This is a genomic window from Streptomyces bohaiensis (assembly GCF_012033785.1).
In the GTDB taxonomy this organism is placed as follows: Bacteria; Actinomycetota; Actinomycetes; order Streptomycetales; family Streptomycetaceae; genus Streptomyces; species Streptomyces bohaiensis.
In genome coordinates, this window is sequence record NZ_JAAVJC010000097.1 from 1 (window position 1) to 16,070 (window position 16,070).

General features: G+C 73.0%; 18 protein-coding genes. 12 read left to right on the forward strand and 6 right to left on the reverse strand.

The window, feature by feature from the left end:
- Positions 1 to 83: 83 nt before the first annotated feature.
- Positions 84 to 914, reverse strand: a complete 831-nt coding sequence (locus HCN52_RS12945; RefSeq protein ID WP_168088586.1) for an SDR family NAD(P)-dependent oxidoreductase — start codon at positions 912 to 914, stop codon at positions 84 to 86.
- A 73-nt stretch (positions 915 to 987) separates the two neighbouring features.
- Between HCN52_RS12945 and HCN52_RS12950 the strand changes: the two genes are divergently transcribed.
- On the forward strand, positions 988 to 1,578 hold the full coding sequence (locus tag HCN52_RS12950) for a TetR/AcrR family transcriptional regulator (protein WP_168088587.1): 591 nt from the start codon (positions 988 to 990) through the stop codon (positions 1,576 to 1,578).
- 61 nt (positions 1,579 to 1,639) lie between these two features.
- Here the strand turns inward: HCN52_RS12950 and HCN52_RS12955 are convergent, their stop codons facing one another.
- Entirely contained in the window at positions 1,640 to 2,851 is a 1,212-nt protein-coding gene (locus HCN52_RS12955; protein WP_168088588.1) for a sensor histidine kinase, read from the reverse strand.
- Positions 2,842 to 3,504 (reverse strand): response regulator transcription factor, encoded by a 663-nt coding sequence (locus tag HCN52_RS12960; RefSeq protein WP_168088589.1) that lies wholly within the window; start codon positions 3,502 to 3,504, stop codon positions 2,842 to 2,844. The genes HCN52_RS12955 and HCN52_RS12960 overlap by 10 nt, the downstream gene beginning before the upstream one ends.
- Positions 3,505 to 3,702: 198 nt before the next feature.
- Between HCN52_RS12960 and HCN52_RS12965 the strand changes: the two genes are divergently transcribed.
- The 5 genes from HCN52_RS12965 to HCN52_RS12985 all read left to right on the forward strand — a co-directional run bounded on the left by HCN52_RS12965 (position 3,703) and on the right by HCN52_RS12985 (position 8,176).
- The gene (locus HCN52_RS12965; protein WP_168088590.1) at positions 3,703 to 5,013 is read left to right on the forward strand and encodes an ABC transporter permease; all 1,311 of its coding nucleotides are present in this window, start codon (positions 3,703 to 3,705) and stop codon (positions 5,011 to 5,013) included.
- 39 nt (positions 5,014 to 5,052) lie between these two features.
- The gene (locus HCN52_RS12970; protein ID WP_168088591.1) at positions 5,053 to 6,435 is read left to right on the forward strand and encodes an ABC transporter permease; all 1,383 of its coding nucleotides are present in this window, start codon (positions 5,053 to 5,055) and stop codon (positions 6,433 to 6,435) included.
- Between the two features lie 5 nt (positions 6,436 to 6,440).
- Positions 6,441 to 7,142 (forward strand): ABC transporter ATP-binding protein, encoded by a 702-nt coding sequence (locus HCN52_RS12975; protein ID WP_168088592.1) that lies wholly within the window; start codon positions 6,441 to 6,443, stop codon positions 7,140 to 7,142.
- Positions 7,139 to 7,495, forward strand: coding sequence for a hypothetical protein (locus HCN52_RS12980; protein WP_168088593.1), 357 nt, complete (start codon positions 7,139 to 7,141; stop codon positions 7,493 to 7,495). Before HCN52_RS12975 ends, HCN52_RS12980 begins: the two co-directional genes overlap by 4 nt.
- Before the next feature lie 231 nt (positions 7,496 to 7,726).
- Positions 7,727 to 8,176 carry a peptidoglycan-binding domain-containing protein gene (locus HCN52_RS12985; protein ID WP_168088594.1) on the forward strand — a complete coding sequence of 150 codons (450 nt, stop codon included), beginning with the start codon at positions 7,727 to 7,729 and terminating at the stop codon, positions 8,174 to 8,176.
- A 142-nt stretch (positions 8,177 to 8,318) separates the two neighbouring features.
- Here HCN52_RS12985 and HCN52_RS12990 read toward each other — a convergent pair whose 3' ends face one another.
- The 3 genes from HCN52_RS12990 to HCN52_RS26190 form a co-directional block, all read right to left on the reverse strand.
- On the reverse strand, positions 8,319 to 9,287 hold the full coding sequence (locus HCN52_RS12990) for a hydroxyacid dehydrogenase (RefSeq protein ID WP_312876674.1): 969 nt from the start codon (positions 9,285 to 9,287) through the stop codon (positions 8,319 to 8,321).
- Positions 9,280 to 9,861, reverse strand: a complete 582-nt coding sequence (locus HCN52_RS12995; protein ID WP_312876675.1) for an RraA family protein — start codon at positions 9,859 to 9,861, stop codon at positions 9,280 to 9,282. Before HCN52_RS12995 ends, HCN52_RS12990 begins: the two co-directional genes overlap by 8 nt.
- Before the next feature lie 91 nt (positions 9,862 to 9,952).
- On the reverse strand, positions 9,953 to 10,762 hold the full coding sequence (locus HCN52_RS26190) for an IclR family transcriptional regulator (protein ID WP_312876676.1): 810 nt from the start codon (positions 10,760 to 10,762) through the stop codon (positions 9,953 to 9,955).
- 130 nt (positions 10,763 to 10,892) lie between these two features.
- Here HCN52_RS26190 and HCN52_RS13005 point away from each other — a divergent pair, with 130 nt between their 5' ends.
- The 6 genes from HCN52_RS13005 to HCN52_RS13030 all read left to right on the forward strand — a co-directional run bounded on the left by HCN52_RS13005 (position 10,893) and on the right by HCN52_RS13030 (position 16,029).
- Positions 10,893 to 11,879 carry a Bug family tripartite tricarboxylate transporter substrate binding protein gene (locus tag HCN52_RS13005; protein ID WP_168088595.1) on the forward strand — a complete coding sequence of 329 codons (987 nt, stop codon included), beginning with the start codon at positions 10,893 to 10,895 and terminating at the stop codon, positions 11,877 to 11,879.
- Entirely contained in the window at positions 11,876 to 12,550 is a 675-nt protein-coding gene (locus HCN52_RS13010) for a tripartite tricarboxylate transporter TctB family protein (RefSeq protein ID WP_312876677.1), read from the forward strand. The genes HCN52_RS13005 and HCN52_RS13010 overlap by 4 nt, the downstream gene beginning before the upstream one ends.
- A complete protein-coding gene (locus HCN52_RS13015; protein ID WP_167932010.1) occupies positions 12,550 to 14,076 on the forward strand; it encodes a tripartite tricarboxylate transporter permease in 1,527 nt (508 codons plus the stop codon). Before HCN52_RS13010 ends, HCN52_RS13015 begins: the two co-directional genes overlap by 1 nt.
- 616 nt (positions 14,077 to 14,692) lie before the next feature.
- On the forward strand, positions 14,693 to 14,830 hold the full coding sequence (locus tag HCN52_RS13020; protein ID WP_168088596.1) for a hypothetical protein: 138 nt from the start codon (positions 14,693 to 14,695) through the stop codon (positions 14,828 to 14,830).
- 426 nt (positions 14,831 to 15,256) lie between these two features.
- Entirely contained in the window at positions 15,257 to 15,541 is a 285-nt protein-coding gene (locus HCN52_RS13025) for a hypothetical protein (RefSeq protein WP_168088597.1), read from the forward strand.
- On the forward strand, positions 15,538 to 16,029 hold the full coding sequence (locus HCN52_RS13030; RefSeq protein WP_168088598.1) for a hypothetical protein: 492 nt from the start codon (positions 15,538 to 15,540) through the stop codon (positions 16,027 to 16,029). The genes HCN52_RS13025 and HCN52_RS13030 overlap by 4 nt, the downstream gene beginning before the upstream one ends.
- The last annotated feature ends 41 nt before the right edge of the window (positions 16,030 to 16,070 follow it).

A 16,070-nucleotide genomic window follows, 5' to 3' on the forward strand; every position in this document is an offset into this window, starting at 1 on the left:
ACCGGTACCGGGCACGATGCGGCCGTCGCCGCGTGCCCACAGCAGCCCCGTCTGCTCCAGGGTGTGGACGAGCCGGACCCGCGTCAGGCGGGGCTCGGGGCGTGGGCCGCGCCGGTGCCGCCCGCGCCGGACCGCGCCGACATCGCCCCGCTGAGGATCACCGCGCGGCGCCGCGTGACGAGGCGCGGCAGTCGTCCGACCATCGCGTTGCGGCGCCCCGACTGCACGCTCGGGCGCCGCCCCCGGTCCAGGGCGCGCAGCGCGGTGCGCACCACCTGCTCGGGTGTCTGGTAGTTCCCCTTGTAAGTACCGCCGGTGAGGTCGTCGAAGAACTCGGTGCGGGTCAGCCCGGGCGCCAGGGAGAGCACGCGCAGGCCCGTCCCGCGCGACTCGTACCAGAGCGACTCCGTGAAGCTGAGCACGAACGCCTTGCAGGCGCCGTAGACCGCCATGCCCGGGGTGGGCGAGTACGCCGCCATGCTGGCGACGTTGACCAGGATGCCGTTGCCCGAGGCCCGCAGGGGGCCGATGAACGCCCGCGTGAGGTCGACGAGGTTGGCGACGTCCACGGTGATCTCGTCCGACAGCGCTGCCGCGTCCTCGGTGTGGAACAGGTTGTCCGTGCCGAAGCCGGCGTTGTTCACGAGCCCGGTCACCGGTATGCCCCGGCCGGTGAGATCCGCTGCCAGCGCCCGCCCGGCCCCGGGCAGCGACAGGTCGAGGGCGATCGGGGTGGCACGGACGCCATGGGCCTCGCGGAGTTCTTCGGCGAGCGCCTCCAACCGCTCCAGACGGCGTGCGACGAGCACGACATCGGAGCCCCGGCGGGCGAGTTCGCGGGCGAAGGCGGCTCCGATGCCGGAACTCGCTCCCGTGACGACAGTGCACTGGTCGGTGAAATCAACAGCAGCCATGCCGTGCACTCTAGGTGGAAACTTGCACTCGGTGCAATGTTTCGCCTGGGGTGCAGGTGCCTACACTGAACCCATGGCCGAGACACCCAGCCTCCGTGAGCGGACCCGTCGCGCGGTCCGGGCGGAGATCGCCGAGGCGGCGATGCGCCTCTTCACCGAGCACGGCTTCGACGCCACCACGGTCGACCAGATCGCCGCCGCGGCCGGCATCTCGCGCCGCTCCTTCTTCCACTACTTCGGAAGCAAGGAGGACCTCGTCATGGGTGACACCGCCGCCATCGGCGAGTCGGTGCGGGCCGCGCTGGAGGCCCGCCCGGCGGAGGAGTCCGCCTGGGCCGCGATCCGCGAGGCGTTCCTCCTGCTGCGGTCGACCCACGGAACGGTCAAGGAGCAACTCGTCCTGGCCCGGCTCTACCACGACGCACCCACGCTCCGCGCCCGTCACCTGGAGAAGCACCTGCGGTGGCAGGAACTGCTCGCCCCCGACATCCAGCGCCGCCTCGGGCTCCCCGCGACCGAGACGCCCGACCCCCGCGCCCGCGCCTTCGTCGCCGCCGCCCTCGCCTGCCTCGACGCCGCGGTCGACGCCTGGGCGGAATCCGGCGGCGCCGCCGACCCCGTCCAGCTCTTCGACGAGGCCACGGCACTGCTCCGCGCCCAGTGACCTGAAGTCAGCGGCGGGACCGTACGTCCCGGGCGCCCGACGGGCGTTCCGAGTGCCGCGCTCAGGGCAGGCGCACCACCAGGGTGAGCCCGCCCTCCGCGCCGGGGCGCGCCGTCAGCGTTGCCCCGTGGGCCTGCGCGATGGAGGCCGCGATCGACAGCCCCAACCCGTGCCCTTCGGTGGCGGTGCGGTCCCGCTCCAGTCGGCGGAACGGCTCGAACAGGTCGGGGATCCGCTCGGCCGGGACGCGGGGGCCGGTGTTGGACACCGTCACGCTGCGCTCGGCCAGCCGGACGTCGACCCGGCCGCCGGGGCGGTTGTACTGCACCGCGTTCCGCACCAGGTTCGTCAGCAGGTGCCGCAGCAGCACGGGATCTCCCGGCACGGTCGGCGGGTCCTCGGCGGTGAGGTGGAGGCTGACGGCGTTCTCCCGTGCCAGCGGGGCGAGTTCGGCGACCACGAGTCGCGCGGTCTCCGCGAGTTCCACCTCCTCGGTCCCGTCCGGTCCACGGTCGCTGCGGGCGAGCAGCAGCAGCGCGTCGATCAGCTGCTCGGCCTCACGGTTGGTGGCGAGCAGATCCTCGCGCACCTCCACGAGCGCCGGCGGGAGGGGGTCCGCGAGGCCGACCTGGAGCGTGGCGCGCTGCGCGGCGAGGGGCGTGCGGAGCTCGTGCGAGGCGTTGGCGACGAATCGTCGCTGGCTCTCGAAGGCCCCCTCCAGCCGACCGAGCATGGAGTCGAACGTGTCCGCGAGCCGGTGGATCTCGTCGTCCGGGCCGGTGAGCGCCAGGCGGCGGTGGAGGTTCTGCTCGCTGATCCGACGCGCGGCGACCGTCATCGAGGCCACCGGCCGGAGTGCCAGCCCCGCGAGCCACCAGCCGGCGGCGCCCGCCAGCAGCGACATGAGGAGCAGGCCGACGGCCGACCAGATCACCATCTGACGCAACGCCGCTTCCTGCACGGCGCCCACCGTCCGGTCGATCTTCTCCACCAGGGCGGAGTCACCGCCGACCGGGCCGGCATCGTCCGTCACCCCGGTGCGGCCGCTCGGCCCGGCGGGACCGAACGTCCCGTCGGTGCCCTCGGCCGCGTCGGGGAGATCGACGTAGGTGATCGACAACCCCTCGACCTGCTGGTTCGTCCCGTGTCGCGCGAGCAGTACCACGAACGCGAGGAGCGCGACCCCGGCGAGGAGGAAGACCCCGGCGCCGGCCGCTGCCAACCTCGCCCGGAACGGTACCCGGCGCAGCGCCGCCCTCGGGCTCACTCGCACAGGCGGTACCCCTCGCCCCGGTCGGCAGCGATCAGCCCGGGGTCCCCCAGCCTCCCGCGCAGCCGACTGACGGTGGCACGGACCGCGCTGGTGCGCCGGTCCAGATGCTCGTCCCACACGGTGCTGACCAGCCGATCGTGCGACACCGGGGCGCCGCCGGCCGACACCAGGACGTGCAGCACCGCGAACTCCTTCGGAGGCAGTGCGACCGGGCGGCCGTCCACGGACACCTCCCGCCGCGCGGCGTCGAGCCGGACACCGGCGAACCGCAGCACCGGCTCCGGCGGTCTCGACGCGCGGCGGCTCAACGCTCTGACGCGCGCCACGAGTTCGGGGAACTCGAACGGCTTGGCGAGATAGTCGTCCGAGCCCAGTGCGGTCAGGCCGTACACCCGGTCCGCCAGATCACCGGCCGCGGTCAGCATCAGGATGCGCGGCGGATCCGGGAGCCCGCGCAGCCGCCGGCACACCTCGTCGCCACTCATCACCGGCAGGTCCCGGTCGAGGACCAGCACGTCGTAGGCGGTCAGCAGTGCCAGGCGTTCGGCCTCCTCACCGGTGTGCGCCACGTCGACGGCCATCGCCTGGCGCCGCAGTCCGGTGGCGAGGGTGCGGGCGAGCACGCGGTGGTCCTCCGCGACCAGAACTCTCATGGACCCATCCAACCAACTGCACGATTGCGGGCGGATAAGGAAAACGGCCCGGCCGGACCCTGTCCCGGCCCGCCGGCAGCCTCGCGGCTACCGAACGGCGCCACAGAGTCCTGGCCCGGACGTCGCCGCGCCGCCGGTCGTTTAACCGGACGTAACGTCCTTATCCCGATGCACGCGGCGCCCTGGTTCGGTCCTCGCATGAACTTCGTCAAGCGCGCCGGGCTGAGCTGCGCGGCCCGGAAGTCGAGGACCGCGGGGTTGCTGGGGATCTTCGTCGTCATCGGCACCCTGCTCCTCGGCGGTTTCCACCTCCGTGCGACCGCCGCGGCCCAGGAGGCCCACACCGGGCGCACCATCGGTGTCGACGTCACCCTGCTCGCGGACGGACTCACCCCGGAGACGGCGGGTGCGATCGCCGCCTCCGCCGTGGTGACCCGCCACACCCTGGAACTGCCGGTCCGGGCCGACCCCGTCGACGTCACCCCGCGGACGGTGGACGCACCGACGCCGGAGCCACCGGCGCCGGACGGAGAGGACGCCCCCGCCGACGACGCCCGCGAGGACACCCGCGAGGACGGACCGCTCGTCGTCACCGGTGTCCCCGAGACCGACCTGCTGCTGCCGTTCTCCCACGGTTCGGCGAGGATCACCGCGGGCCGGGCCCTCAATACCAAGGACACGGACCGCCGCGTCGCGATGGTCGAACAGCGCCTCGCCGCTGAGAACGGCCTCGGAGTGGGCGACACCCTCCGACTGCGCGGGGCGGACGGCAGCCCCGTTCCGCTGGAGGTGGTCGGGATCTTCCGCGATCCGGCCCCCGAACCCGCCGGCTGGGCGCCGCCGCACGAACTGCCCGGCAACACCCTGTACGTGCCCGTGTCGACGGCCGTGAGCCTCGGGGCCGACGAGAAGGGGACGGACCGGGCGGTCTTCCGGATCGGATCGCCCGAGGACGCGGCGCTGCTGCACGAGGAGACGGAGAGACTGCTCGGCGCCGGGACCTTCGAGACGCGCGTCAACGACAAGGCGTTCCGTGACCAGGTCCGCCCCGTCCAACGGGTCGGCTCCATCGCGGGGCTGGTCGTCAACGGTGTCGTGGTTGCCGGGGCGCTGGTGCTGGGCCTGGTCGTCATGGCCCAGATGCGTGAACGCCGCCATGAGGCGGGCGTGCTGCTCGCCATGGGCGAGAAGCGGTGGAAGCTCCTCGCCCAACACCTCGTCGAGGTGGCGGCCGTGGCGCTGCCGGCTGTGCTGCTCGCGACGTCGGCCGGTTCCGTCGCGATCGGGGTCGCCGGCGACGCACTTCCCGGCCCTCCACCCGATGCCGTCGGCCCGGGCCCCGGGGCCGGTCCCGAGTCGGGAGCCGATCCGGGGCCGGGGGGCGTCGGGGCGGCCACCGTCGCCAGGGCCGCCGGGGTCGGACTCGGTATCTCCCTGGTCTCCACCGTCGTCCCGGGGCTCGGGCTTCTCCGACTGCACCCCCGCTCCCTGCTCACCGACACCGACTGACCCCTGCCGGCACCGCTCCGCGTGCCAGAGAGCCGACTCATGAACTTCGTCAAACGCGCGACGCTCAGCCTGTGGTCACGCAAGGTCCGCACCCTCCTCACCTTGGCCGCCTTCGTCGCCATCACCGCGATGGCGCTGGCCGGCGTCCTGATCAACGACGCGACCGCCCGAGCGGAACAGGACGCCAGACGGTCCGTGGGCGCCGAGGTCACCCTCGCCATGGACCTGGGCTCCCTGGGGACGGGCGGCGGCGGTTTCCTGGCGCCCCGTGTCGCCGCCGCGACCGTCGATCAGCTCGGCGCGCTGCCCCAGGTCCGGGCGTACTCCTACACGACATGGGACCGCGTGATCCTCCCCGACGGCCACACGCTGGTCGAGGGTGCCGAAGTCGACTTCATGGGACCCGGCGGCACCGCGGGCGTCGGCGTGCTCGACTCCTCCCTGCTTCCCGATTTCCGCAGCGGCCGACTGGACCTCGTTGCCGGCGAGCACCTCACCGCCGACGACGCGGGCCGCAACCATCTGCTGATCGAGCAGCGCCTGGCGGAACGCAACGGGCTCGCCGTCGGCGACACCATCACCCTCACCGGGAACGACGAGACGACGACAGCCGAGTTCACGGTCACCGGCGTCTACCAGGACCCGCGGCCCGCGACCGACGCCGAACCCGAATACGGCGTCAGCCCCGCCAACATGGTCTACAGCACGGCGGGCGGCATCGCCGCGCTCGGTTCCGAGAACGAAGGGCCGCTCCAGGTCGGCCAGGCGACGTTCCTCCTGGAGGACGCCGCGCTTCTGGCCGAGTTCCAGGAGGAGGCGGAACGAACCGCCGGACCGGCGCTCGACGGGTTCGTCCTGGAGACCAACGACCGGGCCGTCCAGCAGATGACCGGCCCGCTCGCGAGCGTCCGCTCCGTCACCACCGCCGCCGCCTGGCTCGGCGGCATCGCGGGCGCGGCGGTCCTCGCGCTCCTCGTCCACCTCGCCGTCCGGCAGCGCCGCACCGAGTTCGGCGTCCTGCTCGCCCTGGGCGAGCGGCGGCCCAGGATCATCGGCCAGCAGGTCGTCGAGACCCTCGCCGTCGCCGCTCTGGCGTTCGGGCTGAGCGCGCTGCTCGTCCCCGCCCTGACCGAGCGGGCCGGCGCGGCCCTCCTCGACCGGGAGGCCGCCGCCGCCGAGCGGAAGCTCGACGCCTGGGAACCGCCCCCGCCCGGCAGCACCGGGATCGACCAGGGCTCGGACCCGGACTCCCGCCCCGTCGAGAACGCCGACCCCATCAGCGAGATGACCGTCGCCCTCGCCCCCTCGGACCTCGCCGTCCTCGGCGCCGTGGGTCTCGGCACAGGCCTGCTGGCCACCGCCGTTCCCGTCGCCACCGTCCTGCGCCTCAGCCCCCGCACCATCCTCACGAAGGGCACCTGACCACCATGACCAGCGCCTCTGCGCCACTGCTCCAGCTGTCGGGCATCAGCCACACCTACACCGGCGGACGCCGCCGCACCACCGTCCTCCGGGGCATCGACCACACCTTCGAGCGCGGCACCTTCACGGCCGTCGTGGGACCCTCCGGAAGCGGCAAGACCACCCTGCTCGGCCTGGCCAGCGGCCTGGAGCGCCCCACAGCGGGCGCGGTCAGGTTCCGGGGCCGCGACATCGGCGAGCTGGGCCTCGGCCGCTACCGCAGCAAGCACGCCGCGACCATCTTCCAGCAGTACAACCTGCTCACCTACCTGACCGCGGCGCAGAACGTCACCTGCGCGATGGAGATCACCGGGAGCCGCCCCGAGACGGGAAACCGCCGCGCCCGCGCCCTGCACCTGCTGGAGACGCTCGGCCTCGACCGGGAGACCGCCACCCGCAACGTGCTCCAGCTCTCCGGTGGCCAGCAGCAGCGCGTCGCCATCGCCCGTGCCCTCGCCTGCGACGTGGACCTCCTCTTCGCGGACGAACCGACCGGGAACCTCGACGAGGCCACGGCGGAGGGCATCACCGAGGCCCTCCGCCGACTCGCCCACGACCAGGGCACCTGCGTCGTGGCCGTCACCCACTCCCCGCGACTGGCCGCCGCCGCGGACCGGGTGCTCACCCTGCGACGTGGCCGGCTCACCGAACAGGCGGCCGCCCGATGAGCGGACGCCTTCCGATGGCAGCCCCCGCCCTGTTCTTCGCCCTCCTCCTTGCCGGCTGCGCCGGTACCGCCGACGAGCCGTCGCAGGCGACGCCGGACCGTCCGCCGCCCGCCGGCTCGCCGCCGCCGGCCGCTGAGCCACAACCCGACCTGCCGGACGGCTGGTTGGAGTCACTGCGGGAGTACGCCGACTGCCTGGAGGACCGTGGGGCCGAGGGGGTGGTGGTCGACGAGTCCCGGGGCGGGCTGGGACTCGGTGCGCTCCTCCCGCCCGAGGCCGTCGAGGCCTGCCGCCACCTCAACCCGGTGTACCAACAGGGCGGAGCACGGGAGGTGGTGCCCGACGGGGGATGAGCGACGCGGGCCCGGAGGCGGTCCCAGCACCCGCCTGAACCGGCCGTATCACCCGCGCCGCGAGAACGACCGGGAGCAACCTCGAGCCGGTGCATCCTCCTGTATACGCGCTGTATACCCGCTGTATACCCGACGTGACGCGACGTGCTCGTTCGGGTTGGCTGGGTGGTGTCAGTGACGCGACCGTGCGGCCGCCCGGCGGCGGCGCGGAAGAAGGGGACGGAACAGCATATGACGCAGCGCACCGGCACGCTCGTGACCTTCGCGGCCCTCGCGGCCGTTCTCGCGGGCGGGCTCATGTCCGCGGGGACCGCCGCGGCGACCCCGACCGAGCGACAGGCGGCCCCGGTCTCCGAGGACGCGACCGCCCGCTCGGTGAACAACCTCGGACTCAGCACCGCCCAGGCCAGAGGCATCCAGTGCTTCCTGCGGGACAGCTACAACTACACGGGCGCGCTCGACGGCCTTCTCGGCCCGCAGAGCTGGCGCGCGATGCAGCGGCACCTGCAGCGGTTCGGGTACAACGACGCGATCGACGGGATCGTGGGGCCCAACACCATCAGGGCGTTGCAGCGCCAGCTCCGCTACTGGGGCTACCGGGACGGTGCCGACGGCATCGCAGGCCCCAACACCCAGGCGGCGTTCAAGCGGTGGGGCGACCACGAGGCCGCCCGCTGCTGACACCGGACGGCGGGCCCGGGTCCGGGGCGACCGGTGCGCCGGCCCGGCCCGCACCCGGGGCTCGTGCCGCGAGTGAGAGCAGGACGGTGCGGGGGAGCGGTGGTCACGAACGCCACCGGCGCCCCCGCCTCCGTCCGGCGCGTCAGCCCAGGTGGGCGATGACGTGGTCGGCCGCCTCCAGGGCGACGCGGCGCATGGCCTCCTCGGTCTGGGCCCCGACGTGCGGGGTGATGACGACCGTCGGCTCCGCCCGCAGCGGGTGGTCGGCCGGCAGCGGTTCGACGGCGGTGACGTCCAGCCCGGCGCCCGCGAGGTGGCCCTCGCGGATCGCCGTCAGCAGCGCGGCCTCGTCGAGGACGCCGCCGCGGGCGGTGTTGAGCACCACCGCGCCCCGGGGGAGCGCCCGCAGTTGCGGCAGCCCGATGAGTCCGCGCGTCGCCGGTACCAGCGGCACGTGGAGGCTGAGGGTGTCGGACTCGGTGAGCAGCGTCGGCAGGTCCACGGGCTCGGCCCCGGCGGCGCTGATCTCGGCGTCGGTGAGCCCCGGGTCGTGGGCGAGGACCCGCATGCCGAAGCCGCCGGCGGCGATGGCGGCGACGTCGCGCGCGATCCGCCCGTAGCCCACCAACCCCAGCGTGGAGCCGGTCAGTTCCCGACCGCGGATGGAACCGCGGACATCGTCGCCCTCGTTGCGGACGGCGATGCCGATGCCCCGGCGCACCGCCAGCAGCAGCGCGACGGTGTGCTCGGCCACCGAACGGGTGTTGGCGGCCGGTGTCGTGGTGACGGCGATGTCCAACTCGTGGGCCCGGTCGGTGTCGACGGTGTCCAGGCCGACGCCGTGGCGCGCCACGACCCGCAGGTTGGGCGCGCGGAGCATCATGTCGCCGTCGACGCGGGCGGTCCGCAGCAGGATCGCGGTGACCCGGTCGCAGACCTCGTCGAAGGTCTCCGCGCCGGGGCCGTGGCCGAGGCTGACGTCGGCGTGCTCCCGCAGCCGGGCGACCGCGTCCTCGTGGACGGGCCGGGGAATCCAGACCAGCGGACGCCCGGTGCCGGAGTCGGGGCGCGCGCTGCCGGCGTCGGCGCCGGCAGCGGTGCGCTCAGTCACGGGGCACCAACGCCTGGTTGGCGGCGCGCCGTTCGGCTTCGCCGGCGATCAGTCGTTCCGCCGCCGCGACGGTCTCCGTGATCCGGGCCCGGGGGACCACCGTGACGCCGTCGTCGTCCCCGACGACCCAGTCGCCGGGGTGGACGGGGACGCCGCCGACGGCGATCGGCTCGCCGACGCGGTACGGGCCGTTCTTCCACGGTCCTGCCGGGGTGACGGCGCGGGCGAAGACCGGGACGCCCAGCTCCGCCAGTTCCGCGACGTCCCGCGCGGCGGCGTCGAGGACGATGCCGCCGACCTGGAGCGCCTTGGCCTTCTGCACGATCAGCTCGCCGATGACGGCGCGCGTGGTGTCGCCGCCGCCGTTGACGACGAGGATCTCGCCGCGCCGGATCGTCTCGAACGCGGCGTGGAGCCCCTTGTTGTCGCCGGGGCGGGTCCAGACGGTGAACGCCGGGCCGGAGAGGGCGGCGCCGCGCCACAGCGGGCGGATGCCCTCGACGGCGCCGAAGCGGTCCATGGCGTCGGAGAGGGTGGCGGCCGGCAGCGCGCCGGCGGCGGGAAGGTCGTGCACGGTTCTCCCTGGGGTCGGGGGCCGTGACCGCGCTGCGGCCACGGGCGGGCGCGGGCCGGAGCACGCCCCGGGCGGGGGCGGCCCGCGCCCGTCAGTAGAGGGCGGGGGGCAGCCCGGTGCGGGCCACGTCCTCGGCGCACCGTCGGACGGCGTGCACGAAGCCGGGGATCCTGTCGTCGGTGAACCGGACGGTCGGCCCGCCCAGCGCCAGGACGACGGGGCGCGCGGGAGGCCGGGCGTCGGGGAACCGGACGGGGACGGCGAGGCCGCTGTTACCGGCTTCCCGCTGCCCGTGGGTCAGGCTCCACCCCTGGGACACCGCGAGGGCGACCCCCTCCCGGATCCCGGCGGCGTCGGTCGTGCCGCCCCCGCCGTCGGTGCCCGACTCGGCGACGATGCGGTTGATCAGGCCGTCCAGCTCGGACTCCGGCTCCATGCCGAGCAGCACGTACGCGGCGGAGCCGACGGTCATGGGCAGTTCGTCGCCGGGCTGCACCGCGTGCCGGAGGGTGTTCGGGCTCGGTGCCTGGCCGACGACGACCCGGCGGGTGCCCTCCCGCACGTAGAGGCTGACGGTCTCGCCGGTCTCGGCGGCCAGCGCGCGCATCCGCGCCAGCGACGCCGCCGGGACCGCCCAGGCCGACTCCGCGAAGGCGGCGAACGCGATGAGGCTGGTGCCGACCCGGACCTGTGCGTCCGCGCCCACCTCCAGCAGCCCCTCACCGGCCAGGGTGTCGACCAGTCGCAGGACGGTGGTCCGCGGCAGGCCGGTCTCCCGGACGAGATCGGCGAGGGAGAGGGACATGCGGTCCGGGGTGAAGGTGCGCAGCACGCGCCACGCCCGGCTCACGGCCCGGATTCCGCCGGCGTTGTCGCCGCCATCTGCGGTAGGTGCGGACACGATCCAGGGCCTCCTCTGAAATCTGTTCGAACTGAAGGGTTGTATACCACCTGGCGGTCATCTATATCTACTAGGCGGACACCTCCGGGTGGTCCAAACCCTCTGTAAACAGGCCAATCAAGGAGTGACCGTGCGGAAGAAACGTCCCGCGCTCGCGGTCCTCGGGGTCGCGGCAACGCTGGTCCTCGCGGGGTTCGCCGCGGTGGACGCCAGCAACTCCACCTCGGGCGCCACACCGAGGTCCAAGCTCACCGTCACGGCGCCGGCGGCGCCCGGCGGCGGCTGGGACCTCGCCTCACGGGAGCTCCAGCAGGCGCTTCGCGCCGGCTCGATCGTCAACAACGTGCAGGTGGTCAACGTCCCCGGCGCCGGCGGCACCATCGGCCTCGGGCAGTTCGTGGAACTGGGCGCCGACCCGACGCGGATGATGATGACGGGCACGGTGATGGAAGGTGCCATCACCGTCAACAACAGCCCCGTCAACCTCGACGACACCACCCCGATCGCCCGCCTCGCCGAGGACTACGAGGTGCTGATCGTCCCCGCCGACTCCCCGTACGAGACGCTGGACGACTTCGTCGAGGCCTGGCGCGAGAACCCCCGCAGCCACGCCATCGGCGGCGGCGGCCTCGGCGGCACCGACCACCTGCTCGCCGGTCTCACCGCCCGCGAGGCCGGTGTCGACCCCGAGGAGATGAACTACATCGCCTTCGCCGGCGGCGGCGAGGTGCTCACCGCGCTGCTCTCGCACACGGTGGAGCTCGGCGTCAGCGGCTACAACGACTTCCGCGACCAGATCGAGGCCGGCAACCTCCGCGCCCTCGCCATCTCCGCAGAGGAGCCCGTCGACGGCATCGACACCCCGACCCTCATCGACCAGGGCATCGACGTGGCACTCCCCAACTGGCGGGGCCTGGTGGCCCCGCCCGGGATCACCGACGAGCAGCGCAGTGAACTCATCGACATCGTCGAGGAAATGGCCGAGACCCCCGAGTGGCAGGACGCGCTCGACCGCAACAAGTGGGTCGACGCCCTGCTGACCGGCGACGACTTCGCCGCATTCATCAGCGAAGACCAGGCACGGGTCGACGCCATCATCGAGGAGTTGGGGCTGTGACCACCGAACCCGCCCCCGGCCGTGGGCAGTCGGAGTTCCTCGCGCGCCGGACCGGCCTCGTCATGCCGGCTCTGCTGCTGGTCGCGGGCATCGTGCTCGCGATCGGCACGTTCACCATGGACGTGCCCAGTGGTGTCGCCTCCCCCGGGCCGCAGATGTTCCCCGCCTTCATCTCGGTCGCCTGCCTCGTCTTCGCGGTGCTCCTCGCGGTGGACGTGCTGCGCAACCCGGAGCCGGAGCAGGTCGGGACCGGTGCCGCCACCGGCGACCGCACGACCGAGCGGACCGCCGAGACCACCGAGAGCATTCGCGGACCGGTGGCGCCCGCAGCCACCCCGGACCGCGACACCACCGCGACCGGTGAGCTCCCCGCGACCGGTGAGCTCCCCGCGACCGGTGGCGCGGACGAGGCGGCGACCCGCATCCGCTCCAACCGGCCGGCCGTCCTCGGCCTGGTCGGCACGGTGATCGTCTTCATCGCGCTGCTGGTGCCGCTGGGCTGGATCATCGCCGGCGCGCTGCTCTTCTGGGGCGTCGCCCGCACCCTCGGCAGCCGTCGACCGGTCTTCGACATCTTCGTGGCGGTCGCGATGTCCTCCAGCATCCAGCTGGCCTTCTCCGCGGGGCTGGGCCTCAACCTTCCCCCCGGCATCCTCGCGGGAGTCTTCTGATGAACCAGTTGAGCAACCTCGGGGACGGCTTTCTGACCGTCCTCACCCCCATGAACCTGCTGTGGGTGTTCGTGGGCGCCCTGCTCGGCACCGCCGTCGGCGTGCTGCCGGGGCTCGGCTCCGCCATGGCCGTGGCACTGCTGCTGCCGGTGACCTTCTCGCTGGACCCCATCGGGGCGTTCATCATGTTCGCCGGTGTGCTCTTCGGCGGACTGTTCGGCGACTCCATCTCCGGCATCCTCATGAACACGCCGGGCAACAGCACCGCCATCGCCAGCACCATCGAGGGCCACAAGATGGCCCAGGACGGCCGGGCCGCGCAGGCGCTGGCCACCTCCGCCATCGCCTCGTTCTTCGGCGGCACCGTCGCCGCGATCCTCGTGGTCTTCTTCGCACCGTCGTTGGCGAGACTCGCCACCCACTTCGGGCCGGCGGAGTACCTGGCGCTCGCCGTGTTCGCGTTCGTCGCCATCTCGGCGGTGGTGGGCGAATCGATTCTGCGGGGTCTGACCTCGCTCGTCATCGGACTCGCCATCGCCCTGGTCGGCATCGACGGCATGTCCGGCGCCTCACGGTTCACCGGCGGGATGCCCGAACTCTTCGACGGCATCAACATCGTGGTGATCACCGTCGGGCTGCTGGCCCTCGGCGAGGTCATCGCCGTCGCGGCCCGACGCGGCACCAAGGAGGAGGCCAAGCTCATCACCTCCGCCGGCCGACTCTGGCTCTCCCGCAAGGAGTTCCGCCTGGCGCTCCCCGCGTGGGTGCGCGGCACGACCATCGGCGTCCCCTTCGGCATCATCCCCGTGGGCGGCTCCGAAGTGCCGACCTTCCTCGCCTACGGCACCGAGCGCCGACTCGCCGCCCGCAAGCCCGGCAACATGTTCGGCCGCGGCGACGGCCGGGGCGTCGCCGGACCGGAAGCCGCCGGCAACGCCACCGCCAGCACCGCCATGGGCGCGCTGCTCGCCCTGGGACTGCCGACCTCCGCGACCGCCGCGGTCCTGCTGGCCGCCTTCCGCCAGTACGGACTCCAGCCCGGGCCACTGCTCTTCGAGCGCGCCAGCGAACTGGTCTGGGCGCTGCTCGCCAGCTTCTTCATCGGCATGGTCGTGCTGCTGATCCTCAACCTGCCGTTCGCCCCGCTCTGGGCGAAGCTGCTGAAGGTGCCGCGGCACTACCTCTACGCCGGCATCACCGTCTTCGCGATGCTCGGCATCTACGCCACCAGCAGCAAGGTCTTCGACCTGGTCCTGGTGCTCGCCATCGGTCTGCTGGGCTTCGGGATGCGGCGGTACGGGCTGCCGGTCGCGCCGGTGCTGATCGGCGTCATCCTCGGCCCGCTCGCCGAGACCGAGTTCCGCCGCACCATGGCCGTCAGCGAGGGTGACCCGTTCGCCCTGGTCTCCAGCCCGATCTCCGCGACGCTGTACATCGTCCTGGCGCTCGGCGTCACCGGTCTCCTCGTCCAGCGCTCCCGGGCGCGGAAGAAGGAGGAGAGCCGACTGATGACCCCCGTCGCCTGACGCCTTCCGGCGCACGGCGCACCTCTGGGCCCGGCCCCGCAGTCGCGGGGGCCGGGCCCAGAGGTGCGCCGGTCCGTTGTCGGAAGCCGCAGTGCACCGGGGATGATCCGGCCATTCCGTCGCGGTCGCCGTCGGGGCCTCCCCGGCGCGGACGGTCGTGCGCGGACGGCTCCCGTCGGCCTGTCGGACGGGGGCCAGGGCGCAGCGGGCGCCGGGCGCGGCGGGCTCGCCGGCTTGCGGTCGCTGGTGCAGCGGTGGCGTGTTCTGGGGGGCGTGCGCCTCGATTTCCGGGGCATTGCCGGTGGTCACGTGGTGATCACTGTGCAAGGGTGCACGGGCTGTGGGGGCGGTGTGCGCCGTCCATGACATCCCGTGGCGGGATCTGTGCCCGTCCGCGCTCCCGGGCGCGCCGGTTCGGCGTGCCCGGGACCAGGCGAGGGCAGAGGGGGGCCTGTCATCCGCCTCGACCCCGCCGGCCTCGGAGCCGCCGGATCAAGGGGAGCGGCAGGTGACTTCCCCGGCGGTGTCCGACGCCGACTCCGCCGGTGGGAATGGGGGCCGGTTTCCTCGCCGCCGCTACGTCGCCACAGCGGCAGACCGGCAGAAAGAGGACGGTGTGAGCGAACTGGTTGCCAAAGGTGCGTCGCTCGGTATTCCGACGTGGGTCGGTCTCGGGATCGGGGTGCTCGGTGTTATCGGTATGGTCGTTATGGTTATCGTTTATGGCGGGAAAGAAGAGAACGGAGACGGGTGAGCAGGGTCCGAAAGCGGGGTCTGGTCGCGCGAGCCCGACGAAGCTTCAACCCGCATGCCGGGGAACGAGGTCGGCGGTGGAATTTCTTGACCCGTCTCCCCGGGGCAATGCGCTCACCCTGAAGGGGGCGCATGTCGAAAACGGATGGGATGCTCGCGCCTCTCGCTCTCGAGATGCCCGCGGCAATCACCTCTTTCGTTTTCTGTCGGTTCGGTGTCCGTCCCTTCTCGATTCTGTTCCTGGTGCTCTGCGCCGGGTCGGTGCTCATGGCTCTGCGAGTAGTCGACAGAAGAAAGGCGGACTCTGCTGCCCGGGCGTCGGGGAGCGCCCACGGCGCGGGCTGATCCGACGCGCTGGGTCCGTGCGCGGTGCCAAGGCGCCCCCGCCCCCGGTACCCGGGGTGCGCCAACGAGAGGAGAGAACGCGATGAGAGGAGAGAACACCATGCGGCAACGCCGCACGTACGTCATGAGCGACTCGATGCGTCGCGTCGCCCGAGGGGTCCAGTGGGCCTCGGTGCCGCTGGCGCTGGTGACCGGCTTCTACGCGGTGTGGTACCTCGTCACCGGTGGTGGCGTGGCTGCCGTGCTGTGGTGGACCTTCTGGGCCGTGGCGATGGTGCTCGGCTGGTTCGGGCAGCGCCGGGTCCTGCGGCGTGACGCCGCAGCACGAGCCGAAGCAGCGGGCGCCGAGACCCGCGAGCCGTCGTGAGCAGGCGGAAGGCGGGCCTGCTCCTCGGGGTGGCGCTGCTGCTCACGATGGTGGTGGGGGTGGTGCTCGGCGCCACCGGCGCCGGCCCCGCGGTCACCCTGTTGGCCCTGGTCGCGGTCGTGGTCGCGATCACCGTTCCGGCGATGCTGTTCATGCGACATCGGCGGCAGGAGCCACCCGGCACCCCGAAGTACCCCCTCGCGCCCTGGCACCGGCGGGTGTCGACGTTCGGGGTGGTCTTCTTCGCCCTGCTGGCGATGGTCTGGGTATGGCTGCTGGTGACGGGCATCAGCGCCGAAGATTCGACGGGGCGTCTGGCCTGGAACGCCGCACAACTCGCGCTCGCACTGGGGCTGCTGGCAACCAACCAGGTCATGCTCCGCCGAGACGCCCGTGCGCGCCGCGCGGCCGAGGAGGGCGATGACGGTGCCGGGGGTGCCCCCGGCACCCTCGACACCCGCGGCACGAGGCCCCAGCAGACACCGTGACCAGCGGTGCGACCTCCCGAGCCGGGCCGTCTCAGCGCGCG

Coding starts and splice junctions, on each gene's coding strand:
- HCN52_RS12945 (WP_168088586.1), bottom strand. CDS start 914: ATGGCTGCTGTTGATTTCACCGACCAGTGCACTGTCGTCACGGGAGCG.
- HCN52_RS12950 (WP_168088587.1), top strand. CDS start 988: ATGGCCGAGACACCCAGCCTCCGTGAGCGGACCCGTCGCGCGGTCCGG.
- HCN52_RS12960 (WP_168088589.1), bottom strand. CDS start 3,504: ATGAGAGTTCTGGTCGCGGAGGACCACCGCGTGCTCGCCCGCACCCTC.
- HCN52_RS12965 (WP_168088590.1), top strand. CDS start 3,703: ATGAACTTCGTCAAGCGCGCCGGGCTGAGCTGCGCGGCCCGGAAGTCG.
- HCN52_RS12970 (WP_168088591.1), top strand. CDS start 5,053: ATGAACTTCGTCAAACGCGCGACGCTCAGCCTGTGGTCACGCAAGGTC.
- HCN52_RS12975 (WP_168088592.1), top strand. CDS start 6,441: ATGACCAGCGCCTCTGCGCCACTGCTCCAGCTGTCGGGCATCAGCCAC.
- HCN52_RS12980 (WP_168088593.1), top strand. CDS start 7,139: ATGAGCGGACGCCTTCCGATGGCAGCCCCCGCCCTGTTCTTCGCCCTC.
- HCN52_RS12985 (WP_168088594.1), top strand. CDS start 7,727: ATGACGCAGCGCACCGGCACGCTCGTGACCTTCGCGGCCCTCGCGGCC.
- HCN52_RS13015 (WP_167932010.1), top strand. CDS start 12,550: ATGAACCAGTTGAGCAACCTCGGGGACGGCTTTCTGACCGTCCTCACC.
- HCN52_RS13025 (WP_168088597.1), top strand. CDS start 15,257: ATGAGAGGAGAGAACACCATGCGGCAACGCCGCACGTACGTCATGAGC.